Genomic DNA, 21,165 nt, shown 5'->3' on the forward strand with positions numbered 1-21,165 from the left:
TCCCATTTGCCATTTTTAAAGTGTGTCACCCGGAGAGCCGTTATGATCAGATTTCATTCACTATTGAAAATCGGAATTGCTGTTGCCTGTGCGCTCAATGTCGCTCAGGCCGCGGCCAGCCAGTTCCGATTGGGCATCGCAAAGGATTTGCTCACGCTCGATCCCATTGCTTCTAGCGACAACCCGTCTATCTGGACACAGTTGCTGATCTATGATCAATTGGTCAAGCCCTCTGCGGATGGAACCAAGATAGAACCCGGGCTGTCCGACAAGTGGGAGATTAGCCCGGATGGAAAAACCTATACCTTTCATCTGAGGGAAAACGCGAAATTTAGCGACGGCAAACCGGTAACGGCTGACGATGTGATTTTTTCCCTGAAGCGGGCAGCGGGAGAAAAATCCGGCTGGGCCCGGTTCTTCAAGCCTATTACAGGCTATGAGAAGGTAGACGACAGGACGGTAAAACTTAGCCTGGACGCGCCTTTTACGCCGATGCTCAATAATCTGGCCTTGTTCTCCGCCTCCATATTGCCGGCAGCGCTACTGGAACAAAAGGGCGACGAATTTTTCAATGCACCGATAGGCAGCGGTCCCTTTTCGCTCAAAGCCTGGCAGAAGGGCCAGCGCGTCTCACTGGACAAGAACCCCAACTACTGGCAAGAAGGAAAGCCCGCTGTGGACCAGGCTACGCTGGAAATCATCGGCGATGACAATGCGCGTATCCTGAAGTTGAAGGCCAGTGAGCTGGATGCGGCGATGGACATTCCATTTAACCAGGTCGCCATGCTCAAGAATGATCCGAATATCAAGACAGCCGTGGCTAAAGTGTTTCGCACCGATCTGGTGCAGATGAATGCCAGCAAAAAGCCCTTTGATGACATTCGTGTTCGACAGGCTTTGAACTATGCGATTAACAAGCAAACCATTATCCAGGGCGTCTTAAAGGGCAACGGCGAACCGGCGTCTTCCTCGTTGCCGATCATGGCGCATCACAATACTGATATCAAGCCGTATCCCTTTGATCCTGCCAAGGCCAAGCAGCTTCTTGCCGAGGCCGGACTTGCGGACGGTTTCAAGGCGACTCTGCTCATCCCGTCTGGAGACGTGACTTCACGACAGGTCGGCCTGGTCATTCAGAATGCCCTGAGCAAGATCGGCGTGACTATTCAGGTACAGACAATCGAGAGCGGATCCCAGTTTACGACGACCAAAGCCGGCAATTATGAAATGTCGCTGACTTATACGACCAGCGATACGATCGACCCCGACCAATTGATCGGCTTTACTGCTGTTAACCCGGAGCGGGCCAATGCCTTGCATACGAACTGGAAAAGCGAACGCGTCAACGCTTTGTATGCAGAGGAACGCAAAACGCCTGAAGGCGCCGAACGCGGACGGATGTTCAAGGAAATCGAAGCAATCGTAAACAAGGAAGCGCCGTTTATCTTTCTTTATCACCAGGGTGTCCCTTATGCCTATCGCTCCAATATCGAAGGCTTCCGTGTTCTGCCCACCTCAAATTACAGGCTTGAAGAAGTCCGGGTGAAGTAAGCGCCAGAATCAGGATACAACAGGGGTAGCTCGTGATATTGCGTTTTATTGTCTTGCGGTTGGTGCAGTTGATCCCGGTATTGCTGGGCATCACGATTCTGGCCTTTCTGCTTTTGCGGGTCATGCCCGGGGATCCGGCAACACTGTTGCTGGGAAGCCGGGGCACGGCCGAGGATATCGCCAAACTGCAGCATCAGCTGGGCCTGGATAAACCACTGGTGGTTCAGTACTTTCAGTTTTTGCTGGACTGCCTCAAGGGCGATTTCGGCACGTCGATTGCCTTCCGGACCTCGGTAGGGCCATTGATTTTTGATCGGCTGTGGGTGACGCTGGCGCTTGTTGCCTACAGTACGGTTATTGCAATCGTGTTGACCATTCCGCTGGCTTTCCTGGCCGCATTGCGCAAGAACCAGGCAACCGATAACCTGATCAAGTTCCTGTTTATCTGCTTTATGTCGATGCCTGCGTTCTGGCTGGGCATTCTGCTGGTTCTGGTGTTTTCGGTCTATATTCCGATCTTTCCGGTGTCCGGGCTCAATGGCGGCTTTTTCGGCCTCTTACATTCGTTGTTTCTCCCGGCCCTGGTCATCGCGTTAAGTACTGCGGCCCTGACCGTGCGTTCCCTGAGAAGCTCGATTATCGCGGTGCTCAATGCCGATTATATTGATACCGCCTATGCCAAGGGCATGACTCGAATGCAGATTCTGCGGCGACATGTGTTCCGTAACTCATTGCTCTCCACAATCTCGGTACTGGGCGTGCATACCAGTTGGGTCATCGGGGGCACGGTGGTGATTGAAGCCGTGTTTGCCCTGCCGGGCCTGGGTGGACTAATGGTCTCGTCCATTGCGGCGCGTGATTATCCCATGGTGCAGGGGCTGACTGTGACCTTTGCTGTGCTGGTTGTATTGATCAACCTGGCGGCTGATCTGGCCTATGTGGTTGCCGACCCCAGGGTGGAAATTTCATGAATACGATATTGAGCGGATGGCGCAGCGGTCGGCTTGCGCAGAATTATTCATTGTGGGCGGGCCTGGCCCTGTTCATGCTCCTGATTCTGTTGGCTTATGTGGTGCCGGCGGTATTCCAGATAGATACGTCCGAGATCAATTTTGACAGCAGTCTTCAGGGGCCGAATCTGCAGTACCTCTTTGGCACCGACGACCTGGGACGGCAGGTATTGTGGCGCTCGATCGAAGCGCTTAAGACCGACCTGGAAATCGTGGCGGTCTGCGTGCTGATTCCATTCGTAACCGGCTCGCTGATCGGCCTGATATCGGGCTATGTTGGCGGGTGGCTGGATACGCTGATCATGCGCATCGTCGATATTGTCTGGGCGTTTCCGTTTTATGTGCTGGTCATTGCCATTGTTGGTTCGCTGGGCCCAAGCACGCAGAACATGTACCTGGCCTTTACGCTGGTGGTCTGGATTTCCTTTGCGCGAATCGTGCGCGGCGAAGTGCTGCTGGTCAAGACGACCGAATACGTTCAATCGGCACGGGTCATGGGCTACAGCCACTTGCGGATTCTATTTCTGCATATTCTGCCTAATGTTATTACACCTGCCATTGTGTTCATGATGGCCGACGTCGTCCTGACCATTCTGGCGGTGACCTCCCTGGGGTTTCTGGGCCTGGGCATACAGCCACCCACGCCTGAGCTGGGGGTTATGATCGCCGAAGGGCGCAATTACATATTCGATGCGTGGTGGATCTCCGTGTTTCCGGGAATCATGATCATCTATATCGGCGTGACGTTCTCCCTGCTGGGTGACGGGATTGATAATCAACTCAGGGTGAAATCATGAATGTGGCAACGGATCATGTACTTCAGGTAGAGAATCTGCATGCGGGCTTTGGTCAGCGTGGTCGCGCGCAGATGGCCATCGAAGGCGTGACGTTCCAGGTCAAAAAAGGCCGGGTATTTGGCCTGGTGGGCGAGTCCGGATGCGGAAAAAGTACCACCTGCCGTTCGATTATTCGCTTGTTCGGCGGCTCGCCCTTTGTGATTGAACAGGGGCGGATCCTGTTTGACGGCAAGGACCTGGCTGCAATGGACGAGCAGCAGTTGACGCAAGTGCGCGGTCGGAAGATTTCCATGATTTTCCAGGACCCCATGACCGCATTGAATCCGACCATGCGGGTTGGCGATCAGGTGGCAGAAATTGTACGGCGCAATCATGCAGGCTTGTCGTCAGCCCAGGTCCGGGAAAAAGTGGTGGGGCTGCTGCGCGAAGTGGGCATTACCTCTGCAGAGCGACGGTTCAATGCCTGGCCGCATGAATTGAGCGGCGGGCTGCGCCAGCGGGTGCTGATTGCCATGGCGCTGTCCTGTGCGCCCGAGCTGCTGATTGCCGATGAGCCTACCACGGCGCTGGATGTGACCATTCAGGCCCAGGTTTTGCGTCTGCTGCACGAGCTGCGCGAGCGCGTGGGGATGTCGGTATTGCTGGTCACGCACGACCTGGGTGTCGTTGCCCAGCATTGCGATGATATGGCAGTCATGTATGCCGGCAAAATTGTAGAAAGCGGCAGCGTGGCCGAAATCTTTGCCAATCCACGCCATCCCTACACGCGGGCGCTGCTCAATGCATTGCCGGCGCATGTCGATCCGCTGCACAAGCTGGAGCCGATTGCCGGAGAGCCGCCCGCCGCGGGCAACTATCCTGCTGGTTGCCGTTTTCATCCACGCTGCAAGTTTGCGATCGAACGATGTCGTATCGAGAGCCCGGAGAGTGAACAACTGACTCCGGCACATGCGTGTGCCTGTCATCGCAAGGAGGAAGCGTTGTGGTAAGTGAATCACATGCGCCGGCTCTGCTGACCGTGGAGAATCTGGAAAAGCGCTATGGCAGCCGACGAGGCCTGAGCGATTTTCTCAGTGGCAAACAGGCGGGCTTTCTGCACGCGCTCAAAGGCGTGTCGCTGCACGTGAACGAAGGCGAGATCGTTGGTGTGGTGGGCGAATCCGGTTGCGGCAAAAGCACGCTGGGAAAATGCATCGTCGGATTGCAAAGTCCCTCGGGTGGAACGGTAACCTGGTCAGACGGTAGATCAATGGACCGGTTTACCCGATTCGAACGAAGCACCCGGATTCAGATGGTGTTCCAGGATCCGTATTCGTCGCTGAATCCGCGATTTACCATCGGGCGCTTGCTCAAAGAGGCACTGGCCACGCATGGCGCAGCGCGCAGCAAGGGCGATCTGGCCACTGAGGTGGACCGGTTACTTGGTATTGTCGGCTTGCCGCTGTCACTGAAACAGAAGTTTCCATATGCCTTAAGTGGTGGTCAGCGCCAACGCGTATCCATTGCACGGGCGCTGGCCGTCAACCCGCAACTGATTATTGCGGACGAACCTGTGTCCGCGCTGGATGCGTCGGTGCAGGCGCAGATTATCAATCTGTTCGAGGAGATCCGGCAAAAGCTGCGGGTCGCGTTTCTGTTCGTCGCACATGACCTGAACGTGGTCAAGCGCGTGAGCGATCGTGTCCTGGTGATGTACCTGGGCGAAATTGTAGAGGAGGGTACCAAGGATGATATCTTTTCCCGGCCCCGGCATCCCTATACGCGGGCATTGCTTTCTGCCATTCCGATTGCCGACCCCTCGATCAAGAATCCATCTGCGATTCTGGAAGGCGAACTGCCCGATCCACACGAAATCATTGCAGGCTGCGCGTTTTCGAGCCGTTGTCCTTACGTGACCGAACGCTGCAGGCAAAGCCAGCCAGACCTGATACCCGTTTCTGGTACGCAACGCGCCAGATGCATACGATTGGCAGAAATCTAGGAAATTTTCTATGTATTACCAACAAACAGAACAATCGAGCCAAATCGGGCAGCGCCTGCTGTCGTCTGTGCGGCAGATATTTGCACCGCTGGGTCATGACCTGGCCGATTCGAGCATTAGCTTGCATTTGTTTCCGAGAGCAAACACAGGTGGCAATGCCGGCAGCCTTGAAGGGTTTTCCTGGCAAGGCCAGCAGCAGTTTTATCCGGCCAGTGTTGTCAAGGTAGCCTATCTGGCGGCCGCGCAGGCGGCTTTGCGCGATGGGAAGATGATGCCGCATGATGAATTGGACCGCGCCATCACAGACATGATTTTGTGGTCAAGCAATAACGCGACCAATTATGTCATTGACATGCTATCGGGTACCACCGGCGATACGCTGTTGCCCGAGGCAGAAATGAAGCAATGGTTTGAACAGCGCCAGGGCGTGAACCGATTCTTTGGTGGTCTGGGCTGGCCGGAGGCGGAGGGCATTAATGTTTGCCAGAAACTCATGGATGATGATCGCTACGGGCGGGAAAGACTGTTTGTCACTTTGGACGGCAAAAATAATCACAACTGCCTTAGCAGTGATTTTGTGGCGCGCCTGCTCAGTGAAATCTGCAGCGGGACATTCCTGGATGCTGCGATGAGCCAGGGGGCGGCAAGGTATCTGAAGCGCTCTTTGGCGCCAGACTTCAAGGTTCTGCCGCATTCGCAGGTAAACGGATTCCTGGGAGAGCATCTGCCGCAAAACCTGGAATACTATTCCAAGGCAGGGTGGAATGGCTGGACCGGCGATGCGCTGTCCAGCTACAACAGGCACGACAGTGCGCATTTTCTGCTACCGCAGGACCAATGCAAGGCGTATGGTGCCATTACGATTGTGGTTTTTTCCCATGGCAAGGCAGTGTCTGAAGACATCACCTTTCTGCCGCAGATCGGCCAGGCGTTATTCAATATCCTGGCGCAGTACTGAGTCTGAGCGGCACGCGGGCGCTGGCACCGCTGATACTGTAGGGCGCAAGGCCCGCAAGCGCCGCGCAATCAAGACAGCGCGGCCGGAACATTGACTTGCGGTAATGGCAATCTGCCCGGCCAACGCATTCGCTTGAACTACTCCCCCGCGCCTGGTTGTTCTGCAACCGTTGCAGTGGATATGGGCTGTTCTGGCGCAAGAAACTCGGTGGAAGGGCGGCCGTCGGAGTTGTGTTGCAGAATGCGTGCGGGTCGACCCTGCGCGTCGAGCATTATTTGGCCAATGCCCGCGCTGTTCCATAAGCGTTCGCCGCTGCGGCGTTGATCCGGCAGGCGCGGCTGTATTTGCAGATGTCGCCGTTGCGTAAACCAGTTCAGTGGCGAGCGTGGTGAATAAAGCCAGCGGTTAAGGCGATCCAGCCAGTCCAGCAGCCGTCGTGGAAATTCATTCTTGATGCCGCTGCTGGTGATCTGCCAGATGTGCGGTGTGCGATCACGGTCGCGGACCTGCACATCGTACGCAAAGGAATAGTGCACATCGCCCGACAGGATAACGTAATTGCCCGGTGTGCGCGAATGGCGGAAGATGCTCAGCATGACACTGGCTGAACCGCGATGGGTCATCCAGTTTTCTGCGTCAACCGTTAGCGCGTGGCCGGCGAAGGTGCATAGGCGTTGCACCACTTCAATCAGCTTGACACCAAACATGGGCGTGGGTGAGACGATCACGGCGGCCGTTTCATCAAGCAATTCATGCTGCAAGTCGGTCAAAGACTCCCAGTCCATCAGTCCGGACGGGCGGCTGGGCAATCTCCTGCTGTGCCAGCGGCGTGTACGCGTATCAAGAACGATCACGGTCGGGTGTGTGCGTAGCACATAGTCCCATTGATTGAATGAAAGCAGGCGGGTGATCAGCGCATCCTGCGCGGCGGCGTTCAGGTGACCTGTGGCGTCTGGTGTGGCGGCAAGGGCGCTCATGTCATCCAGCACCGCGTCGAACGCATCGGGACGATTACCCCAGCCCTGGCATAGCATGTAGGCCACCAGCGCGTTGCCGACGATGCGTCGCGAGAATGGATGTTCATAGGCGGTGGTGGCCCACTTGGCCGACAAATTCCAGTCATCGGTGATGTCGTGATCATCAAAGATCATCAGGGTCTGCACATGCGCGAGCAAGCGGGAAGCCTTGGGCAGGTCGCGACGGAAGCCCTGCAGTATACCGATCTCGCTTCGCCATTGGCGTGCGTGTTCGACATCAAGCGCGGGCATGGGTGGCTCGGGCACGAGTTGCCACGGTACAGGCGACCAGACCAGCAGATACATGGCCATGACTTCGGCCAGGGTCACCAGGTGGTTGTGTGCGCTGGTAGTCGTAAAAATCGGTTTTTCCACGCCGCCAAAGAAGCGTTCACGCAGCGCCTCGTTCGATTTGAATGCGGGCAGCAGGTCTTCGCGGCGGTAATAGCCTGCCGGGTGAGCGTACAGCGCTTCGCTGTCGGCTACAACGGCGCCCTCAAGATATTCGCCGTACAGGCCCAGGCGATCAATCAGTGCGTGGATGGCCGCCAGCATGGGGCCGGCCACGTCATCAGCATAAATCTGGTCGCCACATAACATGAGCATGGCCGGTCGTGTGTCGGTCTGCCCGATGTGCCCGGCCAACAGCTCGTCGGCTCGCGCCAGCCCATCGCGCGCTGGGTGATGCGGCTTGCGACATGAGCCAAAGAGAATGTCGTCGGCACGACTGCGCAGCACCAGGGTAGGTTGAGTGGCGCCTTCATGCAGCAGATGCGGCGCCCATTGTGCAATGTTCGCTTCAACCCCGTTGGCCAGGGTCGCGACCAGATCATAGGCAATGACCGTGTCCTGCGGTAGCTGCTCGGACAGGGCGACATCGATCAGATGCAAAAAGGCATGACGGCCAAAGGGAATGACGCGACAGCTTGTCGCATCAAGCGTCACTCGCCTGGGCGATTCGCCGACTGGGGCGAGCAGCAGCGTAAAATTAAGCGGTACGCTGCCGACCAGCCAAAGCACGAGGCGGCTGGGTTCCAGGCGGCGCAGGATCGGGCCGGCGAGTACGGGCGGAAGGATGTTGGACTTGGATGTTTGGGTCAATCGAAGCAGGGCGATCTATTACGAATCTAAGATGAGAATGACCAGATTAGTATAACAGGCGTGTCAGCTGTGGTTAAAGCTTGTGCAGGGCCGTGTGCATCACATATGGCTTATGGTATTCGAATGAAACAGGTTGATGCTGACGGGCAGTTCGGGAAATATTTCCCTACCTTTGCTGTTGATTACCGGGCTTCCCATGGATTGAGCATCACCACGCCAGAGGATTGAAAATCCGCCACATTTCGTGTCACTAAGGTCAGGCCATGAACAAGTGCTGTTGCCGCGATCAGGCTGTCCATGGCTGGTCTTGGATCTGGTACATGAAGCAGTGCACAACGCTGAGCGACTGCGATGTCCACAGGTAGAATGCGTCCGGAGAAAGCAGGCAAAACATGGTTCTCCAGCCATGTGCGGAAAATAGCGCCTTGTGTCGGTTCGCGACGCTCGACCAGTAACACGCCCAGTTCCAGTTCCTGTATGGTGATCGCAGACAAGTAAAGGTCGATGGCATCCACGCTGTCTGCCCACTGCGCTACATTTTTGTCGGCGCGACCCAGGCGAACTTTTCGCAATTCTGAGATCACATTGGTATCAAGCAGGAACATCAGGAAAAATCCGCAGATTTTGCCAGGTCTGGCGAACGTGGTGTTTCAAAATCACCGTCAGCAATGCCCGGCATAGCCAGCAAATCGGCAATCTTTCTTTGGCTTCCGGTAATGCGTCGATACAATTCGATGCTCATTAGCACATGAGCCGGGCGGCCTCGGTCTGTAATAAATACCGGCCCATTGTTTGCGGCGCGTTTTGCTTCACTCGCCCCTTGGTTGAACTCGCGACTGGTCATGCTGGTAAAGGTCATCGTGGCACCTATTTGAATGTGAACATTGTAGATATGTTACTACATGCGCAATTCCTGTGCAAATCTAGCGGTTATAGCCGAATTGGCCAATCCATGGCAGTGGTCATTGATTGCTACGCCGGCAGAATCAACGGCAATCGGAAAGCCGACTGAGTTTTTTCTTATTTTCGATGCTTCGCCGCGCATGTTCACGGCACAGCGCTTCGGCGCGCGTTCCTTCCCGTTGAATGATGGCCTCAAAGATCGCTTCGTGATCTTCCTGAGCACGAGTAAAAAACTCCAGTTCTATCTCCGGATAGTCGCCAATTGACCCCAGATTGCTGGCGCGTGCAAAGACGGTTCGCGATACCGTCTGCATTGATTCGGCAAGATGGGTATTGCGTGCCACTGTGATCAGGGCATCATGAAATTGCTTGTTATTGTCTGCCCAGGACTCGACAAACAGCTGGCGCGTTTCCCGTGTCCACGAGCATATCAGCTCGCGGCCCTTGTCCACAAGCATGCGCAGCCAGGCACTGTCTTTATCAGAGATTACCGTTTCAGCGATCCGCCGCGCCGCGTAGCCTTCCAGCACACCTCGCAGCTCCAGTGCTTCGGCCACTTCATCCATGTTGATCTCGCGCACCCGAAACCCCTGGCGGCCAGATTTTTCAACATAACCCAGGCGTTCCAGTTCGCCCAGGGCAAGACGCAAGGGCGTACGGGAAACATTGAGTTCAGCAGAAAACTCGATTTCCTTGATGCGTGAACCCGCTGGCAATGATCCTTTGAGGATTCGCCTGCGTAATTCTTCTGTGACGGTTTTTATTAGTGTGGACATGCAAATGAAATAAGGGCGGCGCCAGCCATGCGGAATCGGCCCACGTAAGTCCAGATTATAGCCAGAAACGCCGACGCCGTTATGTCTGGCATGGCTGATTCAATCCACGGTCGCGCCGATATCCCGGACAATGGCGCCCAATCGCTGCTTTTCCTGTTCAGTGAATGTCTGAAACTGCTCCGGCGTCATGGGAGAGGGGACTGCGCCCCGGCCACGCAGGCGCTGATCGGTTTCCTTAAGCTTGAGTGTTTGATCAATAGCCGCGTTCATTTTATTAATGACCTCCGGTGGCGTGTCAGCCGGTGCGTATAATCCATCCCAGGCATAAAATTCAAATCCTTTCAGCCCCGAGGCGTCCAAAGTGGGTACCCCGGGCAATGATGGGCTGGGGGTCTTGCTCGTGACCGCGAGCGCTTTGAGTCTTCCCGCTTTGATCTGTGAAATAACATTGGGCGTGACATCGATAATGAAATCAATCCGGCCGCCAATAATATCGGTTACGGCAGCCGCGTTGCCTTTGTAGGGTACGTGAGTGACAGGCATGCCCGTTTGCTTTCTGAACATTTCGCAAGCCAAATGTGATGATGTTCCATTTCCAGCGGACCCACAGGTCAAGGGCTTGTCCGTCGCAGTGCGATACTTCAGCATATCGGCAATGGTGCCGATTCCCTTTGCATTATCCTGTGCAACGACCAGGGTAAGTTCGATTGTTGAAAAGCGCCCCACTGCTTTCAATTGCTCTGGCTTATAGCCTACCGATTTATACAGGGCATGGTTGATCGCCTGGGTGCCGTTGGTGCCATACAGGAATGTATATCCTTCAGCCTTGGCGCGCGCAGCTGCAGCACTGCCGATATTGCCCCCAGCGCCGGGATGGTTTTCTACCACAATACTTTGCCCGACTGTTTTTGCAAGCGGGTCTGCAACCAGTCTGGCCAATGTATCTCCTCCTCCTCCTGCCGCGAAGGGGACGATAAGGGTAATAGGGCGGTCCGGCCAGTTTGTATCCGTCTGGGCGCCAAAGGCGGCGGATCCGGCCATCATTGCTGTGATGCCCACAGCCAGCATTGTTGCTTTTGTTTGTCTCATCTGTGTCCTCGCTTAAGGAGTAAATTTTTATCGTTGAATAACTGCATCGTTGCACTGCCCACGGCCAACATCAAAAACGCATAGATTTGTACACCAGCCGTACCAGGCATCATCAGGGCGATGGGCTCACTGATCAGGCAAACCGGATACATGCTTAACCACATCAGTCCCGTGCTAATAACCGCGCCTGTTCGCGGTCCGCGTTGTGGCCGCTTTCCTATGTGCCAGGCCGACATGAGCATCATCAGCAAGAACGAACAAGGAAAGGCCAGGCCATGCGCCAGGGAATAGACAGACGTAAACTTACTGAGCAGATCCGCTTGCGTGCATTGTGCAAGCCACAGCGTGGCATTGATATTGCGCGCATCCATGCCGGCAACAAGCCAGCACCCGAGCAACCATACGCCGGCACCAAGCGCGCTCATGGTTCAGTCGCCGCAGCAATTGCCCTTAAGAGGGCTGGCGGAGACGCCGCTGTGATTACAGCACCCGCCTTTCCACCAGTCGGCGCCTTCACCAGAACAATACTTGCCGTCTGCGCCGACCATCGTCATGAACATGGGATGATAGTTACGGCATACTTCCAGTTCAGTTTTGACCCAATGCAGCGGGTCCCTTGCATAGTGATCCCAATAATCACCCTGCATGTTGATGCCTGGCACGGCGGGGTTCCAGCTTTCGTCCAGCCAGAGGTCCGGGTCGCCATACTTTGAGCACAGCTTGCGTATGGCAGGATCATCCAGGGCCTGCAGACGCCCGTTTTCAATAACATTTTCATTGTCGCCCGAGCGCTCGGTCGTGTAGTTCGGGAAATAGAGGTGAAGGTGCCAGTGTCCGACCAAATGTCCGGCTCTGGCTGCTTCACGCTCTGCCATGGATGAAATGATGGTGCCAAACCCCATATGGATCACGCCCGAACGCACTCTTTCATAAAGGCAGTTCACAAATCCCGAAGGGAAGTCCTTACGGGGTCGGTGAATGTGGGGATTGGTGCCGATGGACGCTTCCCACCAGTGCATAATGCCCTTGTCAGGGAAACCCGGATACTGGATATCCTTGGTTTTTTCCATGACGTCACGCAATCGGTTCCCGAACTCGCCGCCTTCATTGATCTGCACGATTTTGGAATTCTCTACGATTAACTGGGTCCAGTCGCAGGGCGCTATGTGATTGGTTGTTCCGGCAATGACGCCGCATGCATCCTCCTTGGTGGGGTGGAACATCCAGGGACGGCCTGTGATATGCCCCGGTAAATAGGTCTTGCCGAAGTGTTCATTTCCCCTCCAGGTTTTGGTTACCAAGTCCGGCGCATAGAACTCTCGCTTCTCATCCCAGTATTCATCGTGGTTGGTGAAGGAAATATCGGTTCCTTCGGGATCGGTAATCCTGACTCGCCTGGCGCTCCGGACCCGATCCCAGGTCCATTTGTCGATGGCATTAATAACTTCTATCGGCATCGCATGAGCTGGTGAGGCCAGAATTTCAGGTGTAATAAAAGGCATGCGCTGGATTTTTACCAGACGCTCGGCCAGTACGGGTCCGCCATAACCCATCAGGATCTTGTCGTAAATTTGCCGTTTCTCTTCTTCCTCCCACATGTCCATCCATTCAGCCAGTTCCTTGGTGCGAAACAGGTAGTATTCAACCTCATCGGCACCAACCCACTGCCGGATCGGTCCGCGGTCAATGTACTTGATGTCGTATTTCACCTTGTACTTTTGCAATATCTTCTCGCATGCCTTGATGGTCAATTCACTATGCCAATTGTCCACTCTGAGTAAGACCCGTTCGCCTTCTTTCAGATCCCAGCAGGCATTCAACCCGTGGTTATAGGGACGCTGTGCGACGTGCTCCAGATAAGGCAGCAACTGGTCTTCGTGACTGATCTCTACAAACGGTGGGCAACGCGGCGGACGTTTGCCTTTTAATGGAGGACTGTCATAACGGGGAACGCCTTGCTGTCTATTCGATGCTGTGTCCATGCTGTCTCCTGAATCATAGTTATGAATAATTGCATGCATTTTATAACTTATTAATTATTAAATAAATAATATGCATGCATTATGTCATTAATAAGATATATAGGTATTTTCAGACATGACTTTTTCAGCGCGAGTAGGCCAAGGCAAAAAGCCTGTGCAAGCCACGACAAAACAAAAAGCGACTATCGAATGCCGGTGAGAATATGCGCACCCAAAGCGGTTTGCTCCCGGAGGTTAGCAACCGTTTTCGATGCAAATTTTGCCGCGCCAAACCAACACTGTTCATGTATGATTGCGTAACGTTTAGAATTTTTAAGTAACATTGCGCCGGTGTCCGACAGGAAGCTGGGCCACCCATTACCAATGCGAGGCTTCGCAGCGGTCCGTACAGCAGACCTTTTGGATGACTATGGCAAGAACTGGCAGATTGCATACATTGTTTTTATTGGCCGTCACCGCCGACATGCTGGCCGGCACGGTTCATGCACAGATGGCAAATCGCTTGGGCGATCCGCAAATGTGGCGTACCAGCGAATATCAGGCCCAGTGGGGTCTGGATTTCATTGGTGCTGCAGATGCTTATGCACTGGGGCTGGATGGCAGCGGCGTTAAAGTGGGTGTGGTCGATTCCGGAATCGATGTGAATCACTCCGAATTTGCCGGCCGTATTGGTGGCGGATACGATTATGTCGGTCACTCTTCCAACCTGGTCGACTATGGTGGTCACGGTACGATGGTGGCTTCAGTCGTGGCGGCCAACCGCGACGGTGTGGGCATGCACGGCGTCGCGCCGGCAGCGACAATCTACAGCGCTATCATGCTCGGCCACAACGACGCGAGCAATAGCGTATTTGATGGCCAGATCGGCGCTGCCTGGGACGGCCTGCGGGAGCAAGGCGTGCGTATCATCAATAACAGTTGGGGCAATGCTGGCAGGACGATTGTTGATGAGCCGGCAAAATTTTGGATCGAGACCCAGCCGAATCTGGTGGCTGCAGCGCGCCGTGCAGTTGACGGCGGTGCCCTGATGATCTTTGGCGCTGGCAATGACGGTGGCATGGATCCCGCCTACCCAGCTGGCTTGCCTTATTATCTCCCGGAGCTGGCATCCGGCTGGCTGGCCGTCGCCGCGCTGGCACCAGGCCACATGCCCGAATGGTCGAATCGTTGCGGCGTTGCCATGGCCTGGTGTCTGTCCGCGCCGGGTGGAAGTGACGGTTGGGCTCCGGATGATAGCGGGCAATGGGTATGGATCGATGACCGTGACGATATTATGGTTGCGTATCCTGGTGGTGGGTATAGCAGGCAATGGGGCACTTCGTTGGCGGCTCCGCATGTTGCCGGCGCCGCAGCGCTGGTCGCGCAGCGATTTCCCTACATGAGCATGGCCCAGGTGCGACAGGTATTGCTGGGGACGGCTAAAGATGTGGGCGACGAGGGCGTGGACGAGATTTTTGGCTATGGTCTGCTTGATGTCGGGGCAGCTGTGCGAGGCCCCGGCAAGTTCGATTGGGGCGATTTCAGTGCGGCTATTTCCCAGGGCAGCAGCACCTGGTCAAACGATATCACGGGCGCCGGCGGGTTGGTCAAGTCGGGCAACGGTGTGCTGGTTCTTGAGGGCAACAGCAACTATCGCGGAGCTACACAAGTCAATGGTGGTGTACTTGCTATTGATGGAAGCATTGCGTCCGATACAGTGGTCAATACCGAGGGCATGCTCGCGGGCAATGGCACTATCATCGGCACGGTGGATAACCGGGGTATGGTTGCAGCCGGCAGCCCCCAGGACGGTGGTGCCTTGACGATCGAAGGCGATTATATACAGCGCAAAAACGGGTCTCTGTTTGTGCAAGCCTGGGCGCCCGAAGGCACCAGCCGCCTTGATATTACCGGTACGGCGCAAATTGAAGGTGGCGCGGTAACGGTTGAGCTGGCGCCTGGCCGGTATCGTGGCGACCAACGTCACACGATCGTATCGGCCGCGACCGGCGTTTCGGGCCGGTACGATGCACTGAGTGAGCGCTACGCATTTCTGGATCTGTCCCTTGCGTATGATCCGAAACATATCTATCTGGATATCAACCGCAACGCGACTGCCTTTGCCGATGTGGGGGCAACAGGCAACCAGCGGGCCGTGGGCGCGGGCATTGAAAGCCTGGGCCTGCCGGCTGCCGGGCCTGCAGCGGTCATGACAGATGTGATCAGCGACAGCAATGGCACGGGTCTTTACGATCGAGTTATTCTGATGGACGCAGGCGCTGCCCGCAACACGTTTGACAGCTTGTCGGGCGAAATGCATGCAAGCGTAGCTTCTTCCCTGATTGATGATAGTCGTTACGCGCGTGATGCCATAAGCAACCGTTTGCGCGCGGCGTTCAGTGTCGTTCAGGCGGCATCGGTTGCCGGGGCTGCTCCATCGACAGACGGCGTGCCCGTTACCGCCTCGTCTGCTGCCTGGGCGCAGGCGTTTGGCGCCTGGGGACATCTATCGTCTTCTGGCGGCACGGCGCGCTTAAATCGCTCCAGTAGCGGTTTCTTCGTGGGTGCCGACGGCAAGCTGGGCGACACCTGGCGGGCCGGTCTGATGGGCGGGTATGGATCCAGTTCGCTGCGTGTTGACGAGCGTAGTTCATCGGCATCGGTCGACAGCTACACGCTGGCTGCGTATGCTGGCACTGAGCAAGGCGCGGCAGCACTGCGCCTGGGCGCGGCACACACCTGGCATAAAATTGATACTAAGCGAGCGATCCCGTTGTTCGCACGAACCGCCACAAGTGATTATCGCGCCCGCACGGCACAGCTGTTTGGGGAAACAAGCTACCGTTTCGATATTAATGGCGCCACGATCGAGCCCTTCGCGCAACTGGCTTATGTACGCTTGCATACTGATGGCTTTAGCGAGGGCGGGGCGGCAGGTCTGGTTGCGCGCAGTGGTAGCCAGGGCAACACTTTCAGCACGCTTGGCATGCGCGGCGAAGCCGTTTTGGGCAACACCAACACAAGCCAGTTGATCGCGCGCGCCACAGTTGGCTGGCAGCACGCCTTTGGTCGTGTCTCTCCCCAGACACGTTTTTCTTTTGAGGGCGGCAACCCGTTTACGATCGAAGGCGTGCCGCTGGCCCGGGACGCGCTGGTACTGGATGTGGGGCTGACCCTGCAGACTGCGTCGAATCTGAGTATCAATGTGAGTTACACGGGACAGATCGCGCGGCGTTCAGTGAACCAGGGCATTCGGGGCGGATTAAGCTGGCGATTCTGAATGCCGGATCAGGGACGCGGCGGTGGCGACGGCCAGCGTGCTTATGTCTGCCAATGTGATCAGCGTTTTGCTGTGTTTTTGGCGTCGGGCTTCAATATCGCTCGCCAGCGGGCGATCTCGGTTTTGATCAGCTCTGAAAACGCTTGGGGCGAAGAGACTTTGACTTCGCCGTCGATAACGGCCAGTCGCCTGGTCACTTCCGGATCGGCGAGGCTTTGTTTGAGCGCGCGGTTTACTTTCAGAACAATATCTGGCGGCGTGCCTGCGGGTGCCAGGATACCCCACCACACCAGGGCCTCGAAGTTGTCCAGTCCCTGCTCCGCAATGGTCGGTGTGTCGGGAGCAGAGTGTAGTCGCGCTCGTCCCGAGGTACCCAGCAGCTTGACTCGTTTGTCATCCAGTTGCGCCTTGATTTGCGACAAACCGGTAAACGTCATGTCTACATGCCCGCTTGCTACATCCAGCAAGGCCGGCCCGGCCCCACGATAGGGCACTTTCAGCAAATTCAATTGTGTGGCTTCACGAAAGAGCTCTGCAGCCAGGTCGCTCGCCGAGCCCGCTCCCGATGTCGCAATCGTCAATTGTTTGGGGCTCGTTTTGGCGTTGGCAAGAAGGGCTTGAATATTGTCGGCTTGCAGGGTTGAGCGCGCAGCCAGTCCCATGGCATAGGTAATGACCAATCCTACCGGCGTAAAATCTTCTGGGGTTTTGTAGGGCAGAGTGGGCAACAGGGTGGGGTTGGTCGCAAAGCTTGGGCTAACGATGAGCAGGGTATAGCCGTCAGGGGCTGCTTTGGCGACGGCTTCGGTTCCGATCACGGTATTGCCGCCACCGCGATTGTCGACAATAACCGGTTGCTTGACCATGGCGGAGAATTTATCAGCCCACGCGCGCACGATAAAGTCGCCACCGCCGCCGGCAGCAAACGGAACGATAATACGTATTGGCTTATTGGGGTAGTCGCCTGCGCTGGCCGCATAACTTGGGGCGGCGGCCAGAGCGCTTGCCAACAGTGCAGCTTTGATCAGATGTTTCATCATGTCTCTCTCCATTGAATGGATTGGAATTGTCATTTCTTGTAGAGTGATCAAACTTAAAGGATCCAACAGTATACTATTGTGCACTAATGTGTATTTAAAGTAAACTGCGGGTATTCTCCCATGCTGAGGGGTAGTTTCATGAAAAGTCCGATTGACGTTTTGCGCAGCTATCGCCCTCACAACGGGACGCTTAATGACGCGTTTTCCAGTCGCTGCCAGCACCGGACAGACGATGTCTTTATTATCCAGTCGGGCGCATCGCTTACCTGGGGGCAATTCGGGGCGCGCTATGACAGGCTGGCACGTGCGTTGAAGGCGCGAGGCGTTGGCCGGGGCGATCGGGTTGCCGTCGTGGGGCGCAATGACATGACTCATCTGCTGGCGCTATTTGCCCTGGCTCGTCTGGGCGCGGTCATGGTGCCGATGAATCCGGATTACAGTACGCGCGAATTAACCTATGCCTTTAACCATGCCGACGTCAAAGGCATTATCGCTCAGGCCGAACTTCTGCAATCGATTGAGCAGGCCACGCAGGCGATGGTGCAAAAGCCATGGACATTGCTGTGGGGGCAAAGTCCGGCCGGCAACGCCGCCTCTGTCGAACAGGCTATTGATAATGCGCCAGATCTTCCTCTTTCGGACGAGGGGAGAGCCACCGACACCTGCGTCATTATCTATACCTCGGGCACTACCGGATATCCGAAAGGTGTGATGCACAGCCAGCATAATTTATTGCTGGCAGGAGAAGCGAATGTGGCGCGTTTGCATATGCAGCCGGATGATCGGGTGATGATTATTCTTCCCTTTTTCCATGTCAATGCCTTGTTTTATTCCATGTGCGGCGTGCTGGCTGCAGGCGCCAGTATGATCATCGAACCGCGGTTTTCGGCTACGCACTTTTGGAATACGGCAGCCGATCAAGGCGCGACCATCGTCAATATTATCGAAGCGATTGGCACGATCCTGTGCGCGCGCGACCGGTCTGAATATCGCCCGGACCATCGTTTGCGGGTTGTGTATGGCGTGCGCAAGAAGGCGGCCGAAGTATTCCGACGCGAATTTGGCATCGATCATTTGTTCTCGGGTTTTGGGATGACTGAAATCCCGGGGGTAACCTGCAATCCCTACGATGGGCCGGATAAAGCCGGCAGCATGGGGGTGATCGGCGCCCATCCGGATCCGGACAGGCCGTGGGCCGTATGCCGGGTGGTTGATGATGACGGTTGTGATGTCGGCACGGACCAGGCTGGTGAGTTGTGGGTGAAATCGCCCATTGTCATGCAAGGATATTTTCGCGATCCCGAGCAGACCGAGCTGGCCTTTCATGACGGCTGGCTCAAGACAGGCGATTTGGTGCGGCGTGATGCCGAAGGCTTTTATTTTCACATCTCCCGCAAGAAAGACATTATCAGACGGCGCGGTGAGAACATCGCTGCAGCCGAACTTGAAATGGTGATTGGCGAACATCCGAACGTCTTTCAGGTCGCTGCGTTGGCGGTGCCTTCTGAAATGGGCGAGGACGATATCTTTGTGGCCGTGGTTGCCAAGCCGGGCCTGGCGCTAAGCGAATCTGAGGTGGCTGCTTGGTGCGCGGACCGGCTTGCCGCTATCAAGGTGCCGCGTTATGTTGTTTTACTTGAAACCTTGCCGCTTACTCCCACTCACAAAATCGCCAAGGCAGTGTTGCGTAACGATGCGCAAATACGCGCCAGGGCGGTGGATTTGCAAGGATGAAAACCTCGCTGGCAGCTTGCTTGCCGGTTAAGTGCAACTGGACTGGCGCATGCTGCGCCCCCTAATCTATCAGCGCAAAGGACAATGACACATGGCTAAACGCAAACAGCTTAGAACCGATATCAGTTGGAGTACCGAAGATACGATCACCATCAAGGGCCTGGACCTTTGCCGGGACATCATGGGCAAGGTCTCGCTGGGCGATATGGCCTTTCTGGAATTGACCGATCGCCTGCCCGACGAACGGGAGTCCCGGGTATTCAATGCGCTGGCTGTCATTTTGGTGGAGCATGGCATGACGCCTAGTGCAATCGTGACCCGCATGACCATTTGCGGTGCACCTGAGGCCATGCAGGCCGCAGTGGCTGCCGGCTTGAATGGACTTGGCAGTGTGTTTGTTGGCAGTATGGAGAATGCGGCGCGATTGCTGCAAACCGCGTTGCCGGATCCGGCCGCAGAGGTAGATATTGCTGCGCTTGCCAGGCAGATTGTTGAGCAGGAGCGCAGTAATGGCAGAACCATTCCCGGGATCGGCCATCACATTCATAAACCTGTGGATCCGCGTGCACCGCGCTTATTCGACATAGCCCAAGAAAATGGTTTTTCGGGGCCGTATGTCGCGTTAATGAAGGCGGTGGCCGATGAAGCCGGCAGGCAACTGGGCAAGAGCCTGCCCGTGAATGCGACAGGGGCGATTGCCGCTGTGGCCAGTGAACTGCAGATTCCGTGGAATATTGTTCGGGGAATTGGCGTGATGGCTCGCGCAATTGGGTTGGTGGCACATGTCCTGGAAGAGCTGCGTGATCCCATGGCGCGGGAAATCAAAGCCATGGTGGAGGAGCAGGCCACCGCGCATCATCGCTGAATGCTGGCCGGGTAGATAGTGATGATGGCTGCTATTGCTGTAGCCGCGCGTCGGGTGCTACAGCCGGTCACAAACCGGCGCCGGACAGATACTCGAATATCTAAAGACCAAGGCGTTATCACTTTAATAATGATGATGCGTTTATCATTATGTCAATATCGATATTGATGATGAGCGCCACGGTGAGCGTGGTGTAGCCAGTCATCCCTATTTGGAGTTGTATTCAAACTATGAGTAAAGATTCTTCAATTCATGCATCGGCCCCCGGCGCTGCACAAGATCTTGTGCAGGCACGTTATCAGCAGGCTGCATTCATTCCAGACGAAGTCAATGCAACCATAGAGACGCTGTTTAACCATCGTTCGGTGCGCGCCTATACGGACGAGGCGCTCAAGCCAGGCACCCTGGAGTTGCTGGTTGCGGCTGCGCAGTCAGCCTCCACCTCGTCCAATTTGCAGACCTGGAGCGTGGTCGCAGTTCAGGATGCCGCACGCAAGGACCGGTTGGCGCAACTGGCCGGCAACCAGGAGCACATACGACGCTGCCCGCTATTTCTGGTCTGGGTGGCCGACCTGTCGCGCCTGAAGATGCTAGGCGTCAAGCGCGGCGTGGCGCATGATGGCCTGACGTATATGGAGGCGTTCCTTGTTGCCGCCATCGATTCGGCGCTGGCGGCGCAGAATGCGGCGGTTGCTGCCGAATCAATGGGGTTGGGCGTGGTCTATATCGGTGGGATGCGCAATCATCCCGAGCAAGTGGCCAAAGAGCTTGGTTTGCCCGAGTATGCATTCGCGACTTTCGGTATGTGCATTGGCTATCCGGATCCGCTTAAACCAGCGTCGGTCAAACCACGCCTTCCTCAGGCGGCGGTACTGCACAAAGAGCAATACGATGCCTCTGCCCTGGAGGCGTCGGCGCAAAGTTATAACGCGACCATGGATGAGTTCTATAAGGCGCAGGGCATGAAGAACAACGGGCCGTGGGATCTGCATTCTCTGAACCGGATCCGCGGACCGGAAGCGCTGACCGGCCGCCATCGGCTGGTTGAGGCGCTGAATAATCTGGGGTTCAAGCTGCGATAAGGGTATCCTGAGGGCCGGCAG

General features: G+C 55.8%; 18 protein-coding genes. 10 read left to right on the forward strand and 8 right to left on the reverse strand.

Translation table 11 applies throughout. From position 1 onward, the window contains the following. Positions 1–42 precede the first annotated feature (42 nt). Genes EV681_RS14295 through EV681_RS14320 form a run of 6 tightly spaced genes read left to right on the forward strand, consistent with a single transcriptional unit; the run spans position 43 to position 6,297 of the window. Entirely contained in the window at positions 43–1,551 is a 1,509-nt protein-coding gene (locus tag EV681_RS14295) for an ABC transporter substrate-binding protein (RefSeq protein WP_128392838.1), read from the forward strand. A 32-nt stretch (positions 1,552–1,583) separates the two neighbouring features. Next, a complete protein-coding gene (locus EV681_RS14300; protein ID WP_128392837.1) occupies positions 1,584–2,522 on the forward strand; it encodes an ABC transporter permease in 939 nt (312 codons plus the stop codon). After that, the gene (locus EV681_RS14305) at positions 2,519–3,358 is read left to right on the forward strand and encodes an ABC transporter permease (RefSeq protein ID WP_130304346.1); all 840 of its coding nucleotides are present in this window, start codon (positions 2,519–2,521) and stop codon (positions 3,356–3,358) included. Before EV681_RS14300 ends, EV681_RS14305 begins: the two co-directional genes overlap by 4 nt. After that, positions 3,355–4,347, forward strand: a complete 993-nt coding sequence (locus tag EV681_RS14310) for an ABC transporter ATP-binding protein (RefSeq protein ID WP_130304347.1) — start codon at positions 3,355–3,357, stop codon at positions 4,345–4,347. The genes EV681_RS14305 and EV681_RS14310 overlap by 4 nt, the downstream gene beginning before the upstream one ends. Further along, the gene (locus tag EV681_RS14315) at positions 4,341–5,339 is read left to right on the forward strand and encodes an ABC transporter ATP-binding protein (RefSeq protein WP_130304348.1); all 999 of its coding nucleotides are present in this window, start codon (positions 4,341–4,343) and stop codon (positions 5,337–5,339) included. Before EV681_RS14310 ends, EV681_RS14315 begins: the two co-directional genes overlap by 7 nt. A gap of 10 nt (positions 5,340–5,349) precedes the next feature. Then, positions 5,350–6,297, forward strand: a complete 948-nt coding sequence (locus tag EV681_RS14320) for a serine hydrolase family protein (RefSeq protein WP_130304349.1) — start codon at positions 5,350–5,352, stop codon at positions 6,295–6,297. Positions 6,298–6,434: 137 nt separating this feature from the next. On the opposite strand, the gene EV681_RS14325 is transcribed toward EV681_RS14320, so the two are convergent. The 7 genes from EV681_RS14325 to EV681_RS14355 form a co-directional block, all read right to left on the reverse strand. Continuing rightward, complete coding sequence (locus tag EV681_RS14325; protein WP_207227074.1) at positions 6,435–8,414, reverse strand: metallophosphoesterase family protein; 1,980 nt, start codon at positions 8,412–8,414, stop codon at positions 6,435–6,437. A gap of 182 nt (positions 8,415–8,596) precedes the next feature. Further along, on the reverse strand, positions 8,597–9,022 hold the full coding sequence (locus tag EV681_RS14330; protein ID WP_207227090.1) for a type II toxin-antitoxin system VapC family toxin: 426 nt from the start codon (positions 9,020–9,022) through the stop codon (positions 8,597–8,599). Next, positions 9,019–9,273: a type II toxin-antitoxin system Phd/YefM family antitoxin gene (locus EV681_RS14335; RefSeq protein ID WP_128392830.1), complete on the reverse strand. Its 255-nt coding sequence runs from the start codon at positions 9,271–9,273 to the stop codon at positions 9,019–9,021. The genes EV681_RS14330 and EV681_RS14335 overlap by 4 nt, the downstream gene beginning before the upstream one ends. A 127-nt stretch (positions 9,274–9,400) precedes the next feature. After that, a complete protein-coding gene (locus EV681_RS14340) occupies positions 9,401–10,093 on the reverse strand; it encodes a GntR family transcriptional regulator (RefSeq protein ID WP_130304352.1) in 693 nt (230 codons plus the stop codon). Between the two features lie 99 nt (positions 10,094–10,192). Next, positions 10,193–11,182, reverse strand: coding sequence for a Bug family tripartite tricarboxylate transporter substrate binding protein (locus EV681_RS14345; protein ID WP_242612265.1), 990 nt, complete (start codon positions 11,180–11,182; stop codon positions 10,193–10,195). Next, positions 11,179–11,607, reverse strand: a complete 429-nt coding sequence (locus tag EV681_RS14350; RefSeq protein ID WP_130304353.1) for a hypothetical protein — start codon at positions 11,605–11,607, stop codon at positions 11,179–11,181. The genes EV681_RS14345 and EV681_RS14350 overlap by 4 nt, the downstream gene beginning before the upstream one ends. Positions 11,608–11,610: 3 nt before the next feature. Beyond that, entirely contained in the window at positions 11,611–13,164 is a 1,554-nt protein-coding gene (locus EV681_RS14355; RefSeq protein WP_128392827.1) for a hypothetical protein, read from the reverse strand. Between the two features lie 403 nt (positions 13,165–13,567). On the opposite strand from EV681_RS14355, the gene EV681_RS14360 reads away from it, so the two are divergent. Next, positions 13,568–16,423, forward strand: coding sequence for an autotransporter serine protease (locus EV681_RS14360; protein ID WP_128392826.1), 2,856 nt, complete (start codon positions 13,568–13,570; stop codon positions 16,421–16,423). Positions 16,424–16,482: 59 nt separating this feature from the next. Here EV681_RS14360 and EV681_RS14365 read toward each other — a convergent pair whose 3' ends face one another. Then, positions 16,483–17,463, reverse strand: coding sequence for a tripartite tricarboxylate transporter substrate binding protein (locus tag EV681_RS14365; protein ID WP_165393062.1), 981 nt, complete (start codon positions 17,461–17,463; stop codon positions 16,483–16,485). A 138-nt stretch (positions 17,464–17,601) separates the two neighbouring features. On the opposite strand from EV681_RS14365, the gene EV681_RS14370 reads away from it, so the two are divergent. The 3 genes from EV681_RS14370 (at position 17,602) to EV681_RS14380 (ending at position 21,144) form a co-directional block, all read left to right on the forward strand. Further along, positions 17,602–19,197: a class I adenylate-forming enzyme family protein gene (locus EV681_RS14370; protein ID WP_130304355.1), complete on the forward strand. Its 1,596-nt coding sequence runs from the start codon at positions 17,602–17,604 to the stop codon at positions 19,195–19,197. Positions 19,198–19,288: 91 nt separating this feature from the next. After that, positions 19,289–20,062 (forward strand): citryl-CoA lyase, encoded by a 774-nt coding sequence (locus EV681_RS14375; RefSeq protein WP_130304356.1) that lies wholly within the window; start codon positions 19,289–19,291, stop codon positions 20,060–20,062. A 230-nt stretch (positions 20,063–20,292) separates the two neighbouring features. Further along, the gene (locus tag EV681_RS14380) at positions 20,293–21,144 is read left to right on the forward strand and encodes an NADPH-dependent oxidoreductase (RefSeq protein ID WP_130304357.1); all 852 of its coding nucleotides are present in this window, start codon (positions 20,293–20,295) and stop codon (positions 21,142–21,144) included. The last annotated feature ends 21 nt before the right edge of the window (positions 21,145–21,165 follow it).

This window comes from Advenella incenata (assembly GCF_004217095.1).
GTDB lineage: Bacteria > Pseudomonadota > Gammaproteobacteria > Burkholderiales > Burkholderiaceae_B > Advenella > Advenella incenata.

Coding starts and splice junctions, on each gene's coding strand:
- EV681_RS14360 (WP_128392826.1), top strand. CDS start 13,568: ATGACTATGGCAAGAACTGGCAGATTGCATACATTGTTTTTATTGGCC.
- EV681_RS14375 (WP_130304356.1), top strand. CDS start 19,289: ATGGCTAAACGCAAACAGCTTAGAACCGATATCAGTTGGAGTACCGAA.
- EV681_RS14365 (WP_165393062.1), bottom strand. CDS start 17,463: ATGATGAAACATCTGATCAAAGCTGCACTGTTGGCAAGCGCTCTGGCC.
- EV681_RS14380 (WP_130304357.1), top strand. CDS start 20,293: ATGAGTAAAGATTCTTCAATTCATGCATCGGCCCCCGGCGCTGCACAA.
- EV681_RS14340 (WP_130304352.1), bottom strand. CDS start 10,093: ATGTCCACACTAATAAAAACCGTCACAGAAGAATTACGCAGGCGAATC.
- EV681_RS14345 (WP_242612265.1), bottom strand. CDS start 11,182: ATGAGACAAACAAAAGCAACAATGCTGGCTGTGGGCATCACAGCAATG.
- EV681_RS14295 (WP_128392838.1), top strand. CDS start 43: ATGATCAGATTTCATTCACTATTGAAAATCGGAATTGCTGTTGCCTGT.
- EV681_RS14320 (WP_130304349.1), top strand. CDS start 5,350: ATGTATTACCAACAAACAGAACAATCGAGCCAAATCGGGCAGCGCCTG.
- EV681_RS14310 (WP_130304347.1), top strand. CDS start 3,355: ATGAATGTGGCAACGGATCATGTACTTCAGGTAGAGAATCTGCATGCG.
- EV681_RS14355 (WP_128392827.1), bottom strand. CDS start 13,164: ATGGACACAGCATCGAATAGACAGCAAGGCGTTCCCCGTTATGACAGT.
- EV681_RS14335 (WP_128392830.1), bottom strand. CDS start 9,273: ATGACCTTTACCAGCATGACCAGTCGCGAGTTCAACCAAGGGGCGAGT.
- EV681_RS14370 (WP_130304355.1), top strand. CDS start 17,602: ATGAAAAGTCCGATTGACGTTTTGCGCAGCTATCGCCCTCACAACGGG.
- EV681_RS14305 (WP_130304346.1), top strand. CDS start 2,519: ATGAATACGATATTGAGCGGATGGCGCAGCGGTCGGCTTGCGCAGAAT.
- EV681_RS14350 (WP_130304353.1), bottom strand. CDS start 11,607: ATGAGCGCGCTTGGTGCCGGCGTATGGTTGCTCGGGTGCTGGCTTGTT.